14 protein-coding genes are annotated in these 16,604 nt (G+C 42.7%); 10 read left to right on the forward strand and 4 right to left on the reverse strand.

Going from position 1 to position 16,604, the window contains the following annotated elements; all coding sequences use genetic code 11:
* Window positions 1-28: 28 nt before the first annotated feature.
* A complete protein-coding gene (locus tag OCU28_RS13035) occupies window positions 29-949 on the reverse strand; it encodes a LysR family transcriptional regulator (RefSeq protein WP_261818116.1) in 921 nt (306 codons plus the stop codon).
* Window positions 950-1,061: 112 nt separating this feature from the next.
* On the opposite strand from OCU28_RS13035, the gene OCU28_RS13040 reads away from it, so the two are divergent.
* The 8 genes from OCU28_RS13040 to OCU28_RS13075 all read left to right on the forward strand — a co-directional run bounded on the left by OCU28_RS13040 (window position 1,062) and on the right by OCU28_RS13075 (window position 11,700).
* Window positions 1,062-2,363, forward strand: coding sequence for a cytosine permease (locus OCU28_RS13040; RefSeq protein WP_261818117.1), 1,302 nt, complete (start codon window positions 1,062-1,064; stop codon window positions 2,361-2,363).
* Window positions 2,353-3,480, forward strand: a complete 1,128-nt coding sequence (locus OCU28_RS13045) for a DUF917 domain-containing protein (protein WP_261818118.1) — start codon at window positions 2,353-2,355, stop codon at window positions 3,478-3,480. Before OCU28_RS13040 ends, OCU28_RS13045 begins: the two co-directional genes overlap by 11 nt.
* Window positions 3,480-5,036, forward strand: coding sequence for a hydantoinase/oxoprolinase family protein (locus tag OCU28_RS13050; RefSeq protein ID WP_261818119.1), 1,557 nt, complete (start codon window positions 3,480-3,482; stop codon window positions 5,034-5,036). The genes OCU28_RS13045 and OCU28_RS13050 overlap by 1 nt, the downstream gene beginning before the upstream one ends.
* Before the next feature lie 328 nt (window positions 5,037-5,364).
* On the forward strand, window positions 5,365-6,120 hold the full coding sequence (locus tag OCU28_RS13055) for an SDR family NAD(P)-dependent oxidoreductase (RefSeq protein ID WP_261818120.1): 756 nt from the start codon (window positions 5,365-5,367) through the stop codon (window positions 6,118-6,120).
* 283 nt (window positions 6,121-6,403) lie between these two features.
* On the forward strand, window positions 6,404-7,606 hold the full coding sequence (locus OCU28_RS13060; RefSeq protein WP_261818121.1) for an efflux RND transporter periplasmic adaptor subunit: 1,203 nt from the start codon (window positions 6,404-6,406) through the stop codon (window positions 7,604-7,606).
* Entirely contained in the window at window positions 7,603-9,570 is a 1,968-nt protein-coding gene (locus OCU28_RS13065; protein ID WP_261818122.1) for a MacB family efflux pump subunit, read from the forward strand. Before OCU28_RS13060 ends, OCU28_RS13065 begins: the two co-directional genes overlap by 4 nt.
* An 88-nt stretch (window positions 9,571-9,658) precedes the next feature.
* Entirely contained in the window at window positions 9,659-11,008 is a 1,350-nt protein-coding gene (locus OCU28_RS13070; protein WP_261818123.1) for an ATP-binding protein, read from the forward strand.
* Between the two features lie 2 nt (window positions 11,009-11,010).
* Entirely contained in the window at window positions 11,011-11,700 is a 690-nt protein-coding gene (locus tag OCU28_RS13075; protein WP_261818124.1) for a response regulator, read from the forward strand.
* Window positions 11,701-11,719: 19 nt separating this feature from the next.
* Here OCU28_RS13075 and OCU28_RS13080 read toward each other — a convergent pair whose 3' ends face one another.
* A complete protein-coding gene (locus OCU28_RS13080; RefSeq protein ID WP_261818125.1) occupies window positions 11,720-12,067 on the reverse strand; it encodes a LysR substrate-binding domain-containing protein in 348 nt (115 codons plus the stop codon).
* A 194-nt stretch (window positions 12,068-12,261) separates the two neighbouring features.
* A complete protein-coding gene (locus OCU28_RS13085; RefSeq protein WP_261818126.1) occupies window positions 12,262-13,185 on the reverse strand; it encodes a LysR family transcriptional regulator in 924 nt (307 codons plus the stop codon).
* 141 nt (window positions 13,186-13,326) lie between these two features.
* Here OCU28_RS13085 and OCU28_RS13090 point away from each other — a divergent pair, with 141 nt between their 5' ends.
* Window positions 13,327-14,394: a DUF1214 domain-containing protein gene (locus OCU28_RS13090; RefSeq protein WP_261818127.1), complete on the forward strand. Its 1,068-nt coding sequence runs from the start codon at window positions 13,327-13,329 to the stop codon at window positions 14,392-14,394.
* 243 nt (window positions 14,395-14,637) lie between these two features.
* Here the strand turns inward: OCU28_RS13090 and OCU28_RS13095 are convergent, their stop codons facing one another.
* A complete protein-coding gene (locus OCU28_RS13095; RefSeq protein WP_261818128.1) occupies window positions 14,638-15,558 on the reverse strand; it encodes a LysR family transcriptional regulator in 921 nt (306 codons plus the stop codon).
* A gap of 158 nt (window positions 15,559-15,716) precedes the next feature.
* Here OCU28_RS13095 and OCU28_RS13100 point away from each other — a divergent pair, with 158 nt between their 5' ends.
* A complete protein-coding gene (locus OCU28_RS13100; RefSeq protein WP_102443749.1) occupies window positions 15,717-16,538 on the forward strand; it encodes a hypothetical protein in 822 nt (273 codons plus the stop codon).
* Window positions 16,539-16,604: the final 66 nt, after the last annotated feature.

A 16,604-nucleotide genomic window follows, 5' to 3' on the forward strand; every position in this document is an offset into this window, starting at 1 on the left:
TTAATACAGCGTTGTAGTTTAAAACGCCTTAGTTGTTGTCACCATCTTGGCTAGCGGCAATCAAGCAGTTATAGAATGCACTTGAGGCTGGTGATAGCGAGCGCAGGTTATTTTTCAACGCTACCGAGAATTGGCTAACAAAGTGCCACTTTTCAGGTTGTAGAGCGACGATTTGCTCTTTGTAGTGATTATTCTCAATCAAATGGGTTGGAAGAAAACTAATGTGGGTCCCAGCTAAGGTGAGCATAAGCCCAGATTCGACATGCCAGCCATCGAGCAGCTTTAGGTGTTGGTATTTTTGTACTTCGAGTAATTTGTACATTGTATCCGCTGCGTAGCCACCAACATTAATTCTTGCGCCCTCTAGTGAATACTGTTTTTGACGAAACCGTTCAGCAACATCTTTTCGGGCATACAGGTAGCTTTTTTCCTGAAACAAGGGCTGAATATGCATGTAAGCATGTGTCTGCAGACCATCTAGCACGACAATGACCATATCCAATTGGTTTTTCCCCAACTTATCATTAAGTTGTGTGTAATCACCGATCTCCAATGACAGATCAACATCATCACTTAGTTGATAAAAACTTTCTATTGCCTTAGGTAGCGGGTTAGAAGCTAAAGATACCGTATTATCAAGGCATCCCACACGCACGTGACCGCTTAATTTTGATTGAACACCGCGAAGCTTGGCTGCGTAATCATGCAGCATTGTTGATATTTCGTTAGCATAGTTATAAACCTCTTGCCCCTCATTGGTCAGCTCAAAGCCACTTCTGCCTCGATTACACAGTGATACACCTAAGCTTTCTTCTAGGCTTTTTAGCTCTTTACTCAATACCGGCTGACTTAAGCCAGTACTGAGTGTCGCATTGCTAATTCCACCACTACTGACAATTTCGCTAAATAACTCTAGGCGTCGGAGGTTGCGCTTATCTAAGGTAATCATTAATACATACCAATTTACGAATGTTTGGATTCTATAATATTCATTTAATCATATGTAACAAGCTGTTAGTTTAAATTATGTCGAATAAGTGACTATTTATGTGAGAGAGCGGATGTCAGATTTAAAGAAATCAAAAATGGATGATTTTGAGTTAGTGCCTGTTCCTGATTCAGCCAAGCGTTCTTGGTGGGTGATTAGCCTTATCTGGCTTGCCATCGGGATAGATATATCAGGACTATTTTTAGGTGCGATCCTCAGTGAAGGGATGGCGATTCATGATGCGTTAATTGCCACCTTTATTGGGTCTTCAATTTTAGCGATATTGGCGATGCTATGTGCCAATATTGGGTTTCAAGCGGGTGTGTCTACGCCACTAGTGAGTACTGCTGTATTTGGGCGTAACGGCGGGAAATTACTTGGGGCTATTAATGGTATCTCTTTGGTAGGTTGGTTTGCTTTCCAAGCTGATTTCTTTGCTCTTATATTAGTTGAAGCCCTTGGTAAAACAGGTATCGAGATCAGTCATTTTAGCGCATTGGTTGGTGGCGGTTTGTTGATGATGGTTACTGCTATTTATGGGGTTCGCGCATTAGGTAAACTATCGACGTGGTCGGTTCCATTGATGGTTACCTTGATAACTGTGGGTCTATATATGGCATCAGGAATGCCATCAACGCCGGCAAAGGAGATCGTTGCTCCTATGTCTATGGGCGAGGCGATCTCGTTTGTGATGTCTATTTGGATTTTAGCGGCTGTTGCCGCGCCAGATATCGCTCGCTATGCCAAAACGCGCCGTGACGCAATTCTTGGGGCTGGCTTTGGTTTCCTACTTGGAAACAGCGCCACTATAGTAGTTGCGTTATTACTTACCCACCTAACTGGTACTGATAACCTAGTCGAGGTGTTCTTTGGTCTGGGTCTTGGCTTGATGGCCATCATTATTTTGGTTTTTGCACAATGGACCACCAACAGTAGCAACTTGGTATCAGGGGCACTTGGGATGGCTGTCGCATTGCCAAAAGTGCCGCGTCCGGTATGGGTAGTGCTGATGACTATCGTAGGCTTGGCCATTGCACAGTTGGGTATGGTTGATAAATTTACAGCATTCTTGACCTTATTAGGGGTAACCATAGCGCCATCTGCCGGTGTGTATCTCGCACAATATTACTTTATCGATAAGAACGAATTTAATTTTGAAAGTATTGAAAAAGCGCAAGACTGGATGGGAAAAGGTTTACTGTCATGGGTATTTGGTAGTGCAGTAAGTGCTTGTACAGCAGGTGAGTTTTTAAATCTATTTACCTTAACAACGATTTCAGCAATTGACGGTATTGTGGCTTCTTTGCTGGCATACCTCATTCTGAGCAAATTGGGTGCGCGTGGCAAGAATAAGGAAGCAGCAAGTGATTATTAGTGAGCAGATGATTGATGATATTGCGTTGGGTGCGACGGTTTTAGGTACGGGCGGTGGCGGCGATCCTTATAGCGGTGCGCTTATGGCGAAGGTTGCTATCCGAAATGCAAAACAGCCTGTCGAGATTATTGCTCTTGACCAAGTACAAGATGATTGGATGACGGTCCCTTCATCTATGATTGGCGCGCCAACGGTTTCTATCGAAAAAATCAATTCAGAATCGCAAATGCTGGTGGCTTTTGAGGCGATGGAGCAGGCTCTAGGAGAAAAAGTGCAAGCGACCTTTCCGATTGAGGTTGGTGGATTTAACTCGTTGATCCCGATCTTAGTTGCGGCTCAAAAAGGGATCCCTGTAGTTGACTGTGACGCTATGGGGCGTGCTTTTCCAGAATCCCAGATGGTGACCTTTTACTTAGATGGTCTGCCGTCTGCACCAAATACACTTGCCGATGAAAAAGGCAACGTGGTTACTTTATATCCTTTAGATGGTGTTTGGTCAGAGCGTTTTGCACGTCCCATCACTGAAGAGATGGGCGGCTCTGCGGCGATGTGTGATTACCCAATGAAAGGGCATAATTTAAAACGCAGTGCGCTCAAGGGGACTCTTACGCAAGCTATGCAGATTGGTCAGGCAATTCGAGCTGCCAATAAGCAGGGCGAGAATGCGGTAGATGCAATACTTAATATTGTCGGTGGTAGCCGCATTGTCAGTGGCAAAATAGTAGATATTGAGCGCACCACAGCCGGAGGCTTTGTGACAGGTGGCGTCATCATTGAACGCCTCAATAAAGGCGAGACTGCACATCAACCAAAAGAGGTATATGTTCATTTCCAGAATGAGCTTTTACTTGCTCATGAAGGTAATAAAGCAAGCGACCTAAGTGCCGACTCCTTATTAGCAACTACCCCGGATTTGATCTCTATTCTCGACCATGAAACTGGGCAGCCTATAACAACGGAGCAACTTCGTTATGGTCAACGTATTGACCTTATCGCATACCCTTGTGACCCTAAATGGCGCACCCCTAAGGGGATTGAGGTGGCGGGACCTGCCTACTTTGGTTACGACGTAGAATATAAAACCATAGAGCAATTATTAATGGGAGGCGTAGCCTAATGCAGAAATTTCGTTTAGGCATAGATGTTGGTGGCACTAACACTGATGGGGTGTTACTTGATGCAAGGTTACAGTGTGTGGCCAAGATTAAAGTACCCACTTCCCATGACATTTTTACCGGTATCGATGCTGCTATACACGCGTTACTTGAACAAAGTGGTGCAACCGGCGCTCAGATCCAACACGCAATGCTAGGTACAACTCAGTGTACTAACGCTATTGTGGAGAAAAAAGGCCTGGACCGTGTGGGCATGATTCGCCTTGCTTTACCAAGTGGTAGTAGCGTGCCACCGCTTTGTGGTTGGAGTGAGTCTTGGCAGAGTTTATTGGGTGAACACTTTTATCAAGCCCATGGTGGCTATGAATATGATGGTCAACTCATTGCTGAGATCCAGCAGCAGGAGATCCGCCAATTGTGTCGCAAGATGCAAGGAAAAGTGGATTCTATCGCTATTTGTGGTGTGTTCTCGCCAGTTAATGGCTCTCAAGAGCTGCAAGTTGCGCAATGGGTTTTAGAAGAGTTGCCTGAGGTGAATATCTCCGTTTCTCACAAGGTTGGCAGTCTTGGGGTTCTTGAGCGTGAAAACGCCACTATCCTTAACGCGGCACTGCAAGGTACCGCTAAGCGATTTGTGGACGGGTTTTGTACTGCACTTCAGGCACATAATATAAAAGCTCAGCCCTATTTTGGACAAAACGATGGCACTTTGATGTCTCAAGACTTTGCCTTAAAGTACCCGATTTTGACCGTAGCTTGTGGTCCAACTAACTCGATTCGTGGTGCCAGCCATCTATCCAAGCTTAAACAAGCCATTGTGGTTGATGTAGGTGGTACTACCGCAGATATTGGGGCTTTAGTCCACGGTTATCCGCGAGAGTCGAGTATTGCAGTTGAGCTTGGTGAGGTAAGAACCAACTTTCGTATGCCTGATATTCTAGCGCTTGCGATTGGAGGTGGAACGATTGTCCGCCAAACTGAGCAAGGTGTTCGTTTAGGGCCAGATAGTGTAGGGCATCAGCTTCTTGAGCAAGCACAAAGCTTTGGTGGAGAGGTGTTAACCTTAACCGATGTGGCACTGAAACTGAATAAACTGCAGTGGGATGCCAATACTTCCTTAACGCCATTATCGTTAGAGCTGTCTAAAGCCGAGCTTATCTATCAGCAGATGATTGATGTTGTAGAAGAGGGGATCGATAAGATGAAAACCTCAGCAGATAAGGTGCCAGTAATACTTGTAGGTGGCGGTAGTGCACTATTGCCAGACGAGTTTTCTGGGGTTAGTGAGGTTGTGCGTCCACAACATTTTGAAGTCGCTAATGCTATTGGTGTCGCTTTAGGTGAGATCTCCGGTCAGTTAGACAAAATTGTTCCAATTGAGCCAAGTGAGCGACAACAGGTTCTCGACAAGCTTCAAGCGCAGGCTAAAACTGCCGCTATTCAATCTGGTGCCTGTCCTGATAGCGTTTCGATTATCGAACGTAGCGAAATTCCTTTGAGTTATCTGCAGGGCAATATGGTGCATGTGAAGATCAAAGCGGCTGGAAAGATAGCGTAACTAATTGTAAAACAATCGAAAGAGTCTCCTAAATAATGGAGACTCTTTTTTTTGAGTGGCCTAACCTGAATTCAAAGTTTCTGTATTACTCATACAATCAAGTTAATTAGTTGTGAGATTTAGTTTAGCGACTAAAGTGTAATGTGCGTTAAATCACAAAAATGGCATTAGGTAGAGGGAAGAATGTAAGTAAATGCGCTGTATACTCTTGATTCTTTCTAAAAGATGCTTAACAATAGCCTTATTGTAATACAATTAAGGTTGTGGCACAGAATTCAAAATGATGGCTGTGATTAGAACCCGTACTTAACTCAAAGAGAGCATTAATATGTCTAATAAAGTAGCATTTATCTCAGGCGCAACTGGCGGCATCGGTTTTCAAGTAGCTAAACGTCTAGGCGAAGATGGTTACACTGTTGTACTTAATGGTATCGAAGATGAAAAAGGCGCAGAGCGTCTTGCAGAGCTTAAAGAAGCTGGCATCAATGCAGAATACTACGGTTTTGATGTAACTGATGAGCACGCTGTTACAGCAAACATCAATGCAATCGGTGAAAAATTTGGTCATATTGACGTTATCGTTAATAACGCTGGTGGCCTTGGCGGTCGTAGCCCAATCGAAGGTATGGAAACTGATTTCTTCCGTAAAGTAATGGCTCTTAACCTAGACAGCGCATTCTTCGTATCTCGTGCTGCTATCCCATTCCTTAAGAAGTCTGATAATGCATCAATCATTAACTTCACTTCGAATGCAGCTTGGAACGCAGGTGGCCCAGGTGCGGGTATCTACGGTACTTCTAAAGCAGCAGTGCACACTCTAACTCGCGCTCTTGCAAAAGAACTTGCTCCAGCTAACATCCGTGTTAATGCAGTATCTCCTGGTACTATCGATACTCCATTCCACGCACAAATCAAATCTACTAAGCCAGAAGTATTTGCTTCATGGGCTAACAGCATCATGCTTGGTCGCCTTGGTCAACCAGAAGAAGTTGCTTCTGCAATCTCTTTCCTAGTTAGCAAAGATGCGTCTTTCATCACTGCTGAAACGCTACAAATCGGTGGTGGTCAAGCTCTAGGTATCTAATTGCCTTAGCGCTAGCTATTAGCACTACATTGATGACACAATGAATAAGCAGAGCTCAAATGAGCTCTGCTTTTTTTGTTTTTAGGGACGTATACTTAATCACTGCAAATTGTCGCAAGAGTTACCTACCACTTTCCTTTGGCTACACATTTAGCACACATTTCATGTTTTCAATAAAAAAATAGCATTAAATCAGTTACTTAAATGATTGGTGCGACTACAAATTTACCCTACGTTCTATTGATATCCTGTATGCAGTTAAAATATCAGGAATCATATCTCAATGCATAATCTTAAACGATATTTAGGTATCACGGTATTTATTGGCTTATTGGCGGCAGCTGTACTTTATTTCTTTGTACCTAGCTCACAGCAACAAAGAGTGTATTCTACTCAACCGGTAACCGCAGGCGCGATAGAAAATGTGGTACTGACTAATGGTGTGCTGTATCCATATAAGTTAGTTAATGTGGGTGCTCAGGTTTCAGGTAAATTACAAACTATAAAGGTAGAGGTGGGTGATAAACTGAACCAAGGTGATGTGATTGCGCAAATTGACAACTTATCTCAAAAGAACGTATTGAGTGCGGCTAGGGCTTCATTAAATAGTATCGATGCGCAGTATCGTGCCAAACAAGCGCAGATCTCTCAAGCGCAACTCGCTTTTGATCGTCAAACTAAGATGCGAGCAAAAAGTGTCAGTTCTCAGTCAGCCTATGACGCCGCTAAAACGGACTTATTAATATATAAATCAGAGTTAGATCAGTTAATGGCTGAAAAGCAGAAAGCTGCGATCAGCGTCAACGATGCGGAACTTGACCTTAGCTATACCACCATAGATTCACCTATTAGCGGCACTGTAGTCTACGTTTCTGTTGAAGAAGGCCAGACCGTTAATACCAATCAATCAACGCCATCTATAGTCGAAGTAGCGCAACTTAACACCATGACCGTAAAAGCCCAGGTCTCTGAAGCTGATATTATTCATGTTCAAAAAGGGCAGAAAGTGTACTTTTCCATATTGGGCTCATCAAAGCATAGATTTAATGGGGTTGTGCGAGCAATAGAGCCGGGCCCGACTTTAATGACTGGAGACGACAGTGAGCTCAATATCGGTGACAACGATGCCATTTACTATAACGTGTTATTTGATGTTGATAATAGCGATCAACTACTAAGAATAGGAATGACAGCACAAGTATCAATCGTGCTTGAGTCTACAGATGATGCGTTATTGATTCCATCTCAGGTATTGACTAAAAAACTCAGTGGTGACAACCGATATCGAGTCTCGTTGTTAGTCAATGGTGAGGTAGAATCACGTGATATTGAAATAGGTATTAATAACAGAGTTCAGGCGCAGGTGCTCAGTGGTTTGAGCTTGGGTGAGAAGGTAATTGTTGGCCAAGCTAACCCTAACCATCAATCTGGTACCAAAAAGGCTTTTGGGCTTGATAATCGTCCGAGTCGAGGACGTGAAAGATGAGTGATGTTCTACTACAAGTCTCCGGCTTAAGCCGACATTTTCCCGCAAGTGATCAACCGTTAACTGTACTTAATAACGTGGATTTAGCCATTCATCGTGGTGAAATGGTTGCGATTGTTGGAGCCTCAGGCTCAGGTAAGTCAACGTTAATGAATATCCTAGGGTGCTTAGATATACCTAGTGAAGGGAGCTATAAGGTAAATGGGCAAGATACTGCTCAGATGGATTCAGAGCAGCTTGCTGAGCTGCGCCGCAGTTATTTTGGTTTTATCTTTCAGCGCTATCATTTACTTGATGATCTGACTGCGTTGAGTAATGTTGAGATCCCAGCATTGTATTGCGCAGAGAACAAAACAACTCGCCAAGCTCGTGCCAAAGCATTACTCGTTCGCTTAGGCTTGGGTGATCGAATAGATCATAAGCCAAGCGAACTCAGTGGTGGGCAGCAACAGCGTGTGAGTGTTGCGCGAGCTCTGATCAATGGGGGACAGGTGATTCTAGCCGATGAACCTACGGGTGCATTGGACAGTCATAGCAGTAAAGAAATGATGATCCTGTTGCGGGAGCTACACCAGCAAGGTCATACCATTATAATAGTGACACATGACCCTAAAGTTGCCGCTGCTGCCGATCGAGTGATTGAAATTGAAGATGGAAATATCATTAGCGATGAAAAATCGACAATGTTGTCGCCTGTATTGGTCCCTGAACAACAGCCTTCCTTAAAAAATCCGACTGAAGAGTTAGGATCTCAATCTCAGTTTAGCGCATGGTTTAGTTTTACTGAAACCTTTAGGATGGCGTTGATAGCCATGATGAGCCATAGGTTAAGAACGTTTCTGACCATGTTAGGGATTATTATCGGCATTGCCTCGGTTGTGTCCGTGGTTGCTATCGGAAATGGTTCACAGCAAGAAGTTTTAAAGAATATGGCGTCTATGGGGACTAATACCATTGAAATTAAACCCGGATCGGGATTTGGTGATAGACGTGCAGGGCGTGTAAGAACCTTAACCGTTGGTGATGTTAAGGCATTAAGTAGCTTGTCGTTCGTTGATAGTGTCACACCAACGGTACGAGTCAACGTAGCTGTTCGTTACGGCAGCGAAGCAATAACTGCGGAAGTACAAGGTGTTGGGCCTGATTACTTTCGGGTTCGTGGCTTTGACTTGGGACAGGGGCAATTGTTTGATGACGATAGCATTGATGCTCTAGAGCAAGTGGCTGTGATTGATAGCAATACCGTTAATGTGCTTTTTCCTGAAGGGGACGCTTTGGGGCAGGTGATCTTTTTGGGGCGATTGCCAGTGCGAATTATTGGGGTGACAAAACCTCGTAAGATGGCGTTTGGTAATAGCGATGCTCTTAATGTTTGGTTGCCATATAGTACCGTTAACACCCGTATTTATAGCCAAAACTATGTGAATGATATTACAGTACGTACCGGTGATGATGTATCGAGCAGTGCTGCTGAGCAAGCTATTGTTAACTTAATTAAAATGCGACACGGCGTAGAGGATTTCTTTACCGTAAATACAGATACGGTAAGAGAAAATATTGAAAGAACGTCCTCTACCATGACGCTATTGATTTCGGCTATCGCTTTTATTTCATTGTTGGTTGGTGGGATTGGCGTGATGAATATTATGCTGGTGTCTGTGACTGAACGTACTCGTGAAATTGGGATTAGAATGGCTGTAGGGGCAAGGCAAGCAGATATATTAAAGCAGTTTTTAATTGAGGCGATTTTAGTGTGTCTTGGTGGCGGTATATTTGGTATTGCTTTAGCTTATCTTATTGGATTCGTAATACAGGTAAGCGGCAGTGAATTGACGATGATCTATTCATTTAGTGCAATGGCATCAGCCTTTCTCTGCTCAACTGTTATTGGTATCTTGTTTGGATTCTTGCCCGCTCGTAATGCCGCTAGACTCAGTCCCGTTGATGCCTTGACCAGAGGGTAGGAGCTTTTAATTGAAGTTGGTTTATAAGTTTTTTTTGGCATTTTGTATCACTAGTTTTGTTGCGGTGAGCATTATGTTGGCCTTGATCATGCAGAACTTATCTTCGGGGTTTCATGATTTCATTAATGAAGCTGAAATGAGCTATGTGTCTGAAATAAATCAAAAGTTAGAGATTTTCTATCAGCAACATGGTGATTGGAGCATCCTAAAAAATGATGAGCAAAGATGGCGACGGTTGGTGGGTGTAGAGGGAGAGGTTAATGATAAGCCAGATAGTCGGTCTTTATCTCAGCCGAGTGACCCAACAGGGCTAAGTAAACTCTTGCAAACTCAGCGCCGTTTGAGCCTGTATGATGTAAACCAAAACGTAGTTGTCGGGTTAGAAAAAATGTCAGACAACGCGTTTAGTCAGACTATCCAGGTTGATGGAGTCGTTGTAGGGTGGCTAAGCTTTATCCCGTCTCAATTGGCCGAACAGAGCCCAGCTAACGACTTTCTTACGCAACAATATTTTAGTTATTCCCTAATCATGATAGCTGTAATTTTTATTGCGTTTATGACCGCATGGTTGTTCTCACGCCTTCTAGTTGCACCGATAACGACAATAAACCAAGAAACCACACGCCTGATTCGAGGTGATTATAGTGCTCGAATTAAAAGCTCTACTCATGATGAATTGTCACAGCTTTCAGAGAGTATGAATGTATTGGCTGAAACATTGCAAAAAAACAAGACTGAACGCTCAAAATGGATGTCGGATGTGGCACATGAACTCAAAACGCCACTGACCGTCGTTCGCGGTCAGTTGACTGCGATTCAAGATGGGATCTTTCAACCAGACGAGCAACGCTTACAGGTGATGATGGATCAAATTGATTCAATGAGTTACTTAGTCGGCGATATCTATCAACTCTCAATAACGGATATCGGTGGTTTGTCTTATCGAAAAAGCCTGCTTAATCCAATTGAAATATTCGTGGATATTGCGCATGGCTTTGAAGCAAAAGCAAAACTGCGAGGATTAGTAATAGAAAGCTCGCAGATCAATAGTTCATCTTTATTGAATCCATGTACTGTCTTGGCAGATAAAGACCGCATGATTCAACTATTCAATAATCTTTTTGAAAATAGCTTTCGATATACCGATGCGCCAGGTTGTATTAGGTTGTCTGCTGAGGTGAACAGTAGCGCTCGTAAGGTAATAATTATGATTGAAGACAGCTCTCCAAGTATTCCGAAACAAGATTTTTCTCGTGTGTTTGACCGTTTTTATCGAGTTGAACAATCACGCAATCGGGAATATGGCGGCTCAGGTATTGGATTGGCACTGTGTCAGCAAATTGTCGATGCTCACCAAGGAACTATTCATGTGGAGTCATCGAACTTGGGAGGAGTGAAGATGGTCGTATCTTTTCCCATTTATAGAGGTGAGATTTAACAATGCAGCAGATAACAACAAAGCATATCTTGATTGTGGAAGATGAAGAATATATTGCCGAGGTTCTTGTCGCCTATTGTCAGCAAAGTGGCTTTCGAGTCACTCACCTAGCTAATGGAGGGCAAGTAGCACAAAATATACGCGATAATCAGTTTGATCTAATGCTACTTGACCTTATGCTACCTGATATTGATGGAATAGAGATCTGCAAGCAGGTTCGTCAATTCTCAATGTTGCCTATCATTATGGTAACGGCAAAATGTGACGAGATAGACCGATTACTCGGGCTAGAGCTTGGGGCTGATGACTATATCTGCAAGCCGTTTAGCCCAAGAGAAGTGATCGCTAGAATTAAGACAGTTTTGCGTCGCGTTCATACTGAACCTAAAAAAGTCGAACAGATAAAGTGTGCTGGTTTTATACTTAAGCCAGATGAATATGAAGTATTGTTCGAAGGTCGATTTCTTGACCTAACGCCTAAAGAATTTAAAATTTTGCAATTATTTGTCGAGAATCCCAGGCGTGTATATAGCCGAGAAGATATCTTGAATGCCATCTATAAAGACTTTGCGGATGTGTCTGACCGTAATATTGATACTCATATCAAAAATATCCGCAAGAAGATCACGGCAATTTCTTCTATTGCCAATCCCATTCACTCTGTTTACGGCGTAGGGTATAAATTGGGGTGAGCAGTAATCTTAATTATCCCTATTTCTCCCAATAGGGAGGAACACCATAGTATTCAGAAAAATAGTCAACAAACGCTCTTACTTTTGAAGCAAGCAGACGAGAGCTAGGATAAACCGCCCAAATTGATGCATCATCATGAAGTGGGAAGTCGGGTAGAACTTCAATTAACGAACCACTTTGTATTTGCTTGTACACCAGCGATTCTGAGCACATTGCTATCCCTAGGCTATCTATAGCGGCATCTCGTATCGCTTCACCTTGGTCTATTTGAATATGGGGCTGGACTTTTATAGTCTTTAACCCGATAGGAGTCTTGAATGTCCAAGCTTCTAGTCCAGTTTGTCGAATACAACTATGGACACCCATATCTTAAGTAACACAAAGAGGGTCTTGTATTTTGCCCCCATTAACGGTGCACAATTCAATACCTGACCCTAATATTATCCTTTGGTTTCTATTGATATGGCTAAAAACAGTAGTAAAAAACGTGCTAACAAAGTGATGGGTGTCCAGTACTTCTCCCCCTGACATGTTCGCTATACCATTATTCATGTCCTCGCCTAATCGCTCTGTAATTTTGACTTGACCATTTCATACAACCAAAGATGCTTTTTGCTTTTGCGGTTTTTTCTGTGGATGTAGGCGCACAATGTTAATTTGTTTACTTCGGGTATGTTGGTGACTTGGATAGCGCGTAATCCCTCACCGCAATGCTTAGCGTAGTTGCCAAGTGCAGGGAAAATAAGATCGGAGTTCAGTGCTGCCTGTTTCACACTACTGGCTGAAGTGCTCCGATACATGACTTTTATAGGTGTGCCACGTTTTTCCATTGAGGCTTCAATGAGTGAAGAATGGAACTGGTTAAATAACGGCATTTCAATTAAAGCAAAGTTGTAATCGAGTAGCGCTTCAACATCAACGGCCTTTTCTTTCAAAGGATGGTCTTCCCTTACCATTGCAAACACTTCGACATCGACCAAGGGCATCTCATAGATATCTTTGCTCATGTTGGCAAATTGAAACTGAATCGCCATATCGACTTGCTCGCTTAGAATCATTCTAGGCGTGTCTTGAGTGATGTTGTGAGCGGCAAAGGCGACATTAGGAGACATGTTCGCGATCTGTGAAAACAGTATAGAGGGTAACCAGGGCAGGATTTGCTGTCCCATTTCAATGGTAATAGTGCCTTCTAGATTGCCTGGATCAAATTGATGATGTTCATTCAATGTAACTGATAATTGCTCCATGATGGGCGTTAGTGCCTTGAACAAACTGTCTGCAAAAGGAGTCACATCAAAGCCTTTTGTGGTTTTTATAAACAGTTCGTCGTCAAAATGATCTCTTAGTTTACTAATGTTTTGACTGACGGCTGGTGGAGATATAAATAGCAATTCGGATGAACGCTTTAAGTTTCTTTGTTGATAAACGATAGAGAATAACTTGAGTAAGTTTAAATCTAGGTTCTTCAATTTATCTTTTGTCATCTCATGCTCTGCTTATGTGTTAAGTACAGCTTAAGACTAAATGCAAATCTAATGAATATCCAATTAACAAGTGACTTTATATTATGACGGCACTTCCAGCGACAGGACGTTGCATCTTTTATTGAAAATAGGGTCTTAATAATGAAAAAATCAATGATTGCTTTATCTGTCGCTTCGGTATTTCTGTTCGGTTGCTCGTCTTCTGACGACTCGAGTAACACTGTGGGTTTTGTCGCTCCCGAGACTCTTGTGGATACGTCTGATTGGGGTACACGCCCTAAAGCTACAGGTTTGACAGCAGAAGAATTCATTTGGTCTGAAGGGATGGATTTTGCAACCAACCTAGTAAAAGCAAATGGTCTTAACACATTCAATACGCCTAGTATTGCAAGTGTGAACAACCAAATCCTAACGACTCCAAACGTGAATGTGTTATACACAGCGGCTATCGTCGATACGACAGGTGGGTTTACGCTTAACTTGCCAGTTGATAACAGTCGTCTAGTCACTGCGCAAATTATCAACCTTGATACGCACACCACACCAGTTCATCTTACTAAAGGTGGTGAATACACTTTCTCTTCTGAAAAATTTGATAACCATGTTGGTATATTAGTGCGAATTGGTGTTGAAGATAACACTGATGCTGAAGAGCAAATTGATGTTATTTCAAATGAGCTCTCAATCACCGCTACTAATGCGAACCCTCTACCTTCGTACGACTTAGATAAATTGCTTGCTACGCGTACTGCATTAAAGCAAGAGTTTGCAAAAAGTCCGATGGATAGCTCAGGTGGCATGGTTGAAACAACCGACAAAATCGCTGATTGGGAAAAATACACGCTAATTAGTGCTGCAGGTTGGGGGTTGAGTGCCGAAGAACGTGCATCATATAAATTGATCCCTGGCCCTAAAGATCTAGAGTGCAGCACAGTGACGTTTGAAGGTCCTGTTGTTGATACTAACGCTAACGGTTTTTACAGCCTGACTATTTACGGCAAAGATATGTTCTTAATGGCCGATGAAAGCAACACCATCAAAGGTGATGAAACGGGTCAGATTGAAGTGACGGTTGGCCCGAAAGAGTGTAAGGAAGGTGCTGAAAACTATCTTTACGCTGCGAAGCCTTGGAATATTGTCTTGAGAGCGTACGAGCCTGAAATCGAAGCGTTCATGAATTTACCTACAGCGACCGTTGTTACTCAGTAATCAAAAAAGCGTCGTAAAAAAGAAAAGGCAGTGGAGTTCATCTTCACTGCTTTTTTGTATCTGCTTAACCGACAGGATTCAATACTTTTTTGATGATACTTAATAGCAATTTAAGAGTGTGAATTATCACATTACTTATCACCGTCGGTTTATTAATGATCTGAACCACCAAAGGCTAAGAGAGCTTATTAAACAAGGCGTTAGTCTATAACCCTCTTAGTCAGATCAAGTGCATTGGCTGCGTTATTTGCTGTCGACCTTCACTGCATCTGAGATGATTTCCGTCAGCCATTTGTATTTAGGGGAATTTAAGTTCTTTTGGTGTATGAAGAGATAGATTTGCATGGTACCTATTTCTCTCATATCCAGAACCCTTACTAAGCGAACCTGTTTGCTAACGGCTTCAATTGTTGGCGGAAAGCATGGGCCAATAATGTCGCTATTGATAATGGTAGAGATTAGCCCTGCGACAGAGGTGGTTCTCATTGCCATATGAATGTTTTTGCCTGCCTCTTTTAGTCTGTCTTCCAGTCGAGAGTGCTTATTTGGGTCTAAATAAGCTAGATCTATGTGCCCAAAGGAGTACTCAAGCAACTCATCGATATAGGCTTCCGACTTTTTAAATGGGTGATCGCGACGCATGGCAATCATAAATTCTAATTGTGTTATGGGTATGGCCACAATCTCAGGTGGCAAGTTTTCAGCCTCAAAATGAATCGCTGCATCAATAGAGCCATTGCATAAGCCAGTTAATGTATTAGGGGAAATGGTGTGCAGAATCAGTGTCGATTTAGGGCTTTGTTCATGAAAAGCCTTGAACAAACCGGTGCCCAGCCACACTTGAAGATGCGGATTAATATCCAAATTAAAGCTCTGTTCTAGAGTGCTAGGATCAAACTGTTTCGTTTCTTCTATCGCGAGAGAAATCCCTTCTAACAAGGGGAATACTTTTGTATAGAGCTCATCTGAATATGGTGTTGGCACGAACTGGCGATGAGATAAAACAAACAACTCTTCATCCAATGTTTCTCTTAATTTCTTGATATTTTGGCTAACTGCAGGAGTGGTTACAAACAGCCTCTCGGCTGCTCTTTTTAGGCTTTTCTCTTGGTAAACGGTGACGAAAATCTTTAGTAGGTTGAAATCAATCTTGTTTAAATTCATAAGGTTATTCTAGAACTTTCCAATATTCCATTGATTAAGCATAGCTTAACTTATGGTTAACTAAATATAAATATTTTTAATCAACACTTCTCGTTATAGTAGCTGCAAATTAGCTTGAAGTTCAGGGATCGGACTTCTTAAACCGTATTGAGGTTAATATGAAAAAGAACCGTATCTCCCTAGCTTTATGTGCTCTAATTTCTTCTTCACTTTCTTTCGTTTCTGTAGCAGAAGAAACAGAATCAGACGTTCAAGACATGTCAGATCCATTAGCGGTCTATACGCAAGCTGGCTTTGGCTACACCGATAAAGGTCTGAATCTAAAAATCGGTCAAACCTATGACACAGGTAGTGACATCACTATGGGTATGAATGTCCTTGAGATCAAAGGTATTGCTGGCGATGCCATTGGTTTTCGCGATAGCGATGATCCGCAGTTTGCCAACGTAGATGACTCAATTGATTCTATTCGTTTTCGAAACTTTACCGTGGATCTAACCAATGGTCGTGGTGCGCAGGTAGATATCTCTTGGGACTTTGACTCAAACCAAGGTTCAGCGTCATACAGTTTTATTCAGGCACTTCCTAAGATGGGCATGTTCAACTTCTACCCATTAGCCGGTCTAGGTGTTGCAGCGGGTGAAGAGCTTGTTCCTGGAACTGGTGGAGATTTAGATGCTCCAGAACTGACGGATCGCTACAACATGCACGGCACATTCTATGTGGCGGGTATGTACAGTAAGATGCAGATTACAGACAAATTTTGGCTGAACTATAACCCTATGTATTTAGGCTCTATTTCTGGTTCAAGCACCTTTAAAGACTTTGGATTTGAGGGCGACGACTCTGTATTCGCACACGAGTTTGCAGCCAGCTATCAAATTACCCCACGCGCTAACGTTCGTTACTTTGCGAACTGGACTGAAAATACAGACTTCACCGATGGCGACCATCGCATCGAGTTCAACTACCAATTCTAATCTTGCTTATTTTTGTTCCTATTTCTTAGATGCCGACTTGCTAATGCAATTCGGCGTCAACGACAC

The sequence above is a fragment of the Vibrio gallicus genome (assembly GCF_024346875.1).
Taxonomy (GTDB): Bacteria; Pseudomonadota; Gammaproteobacteria; order Enterobacterales; family Vibrionaceae; genus Vibrio; species Vibrio gallicus.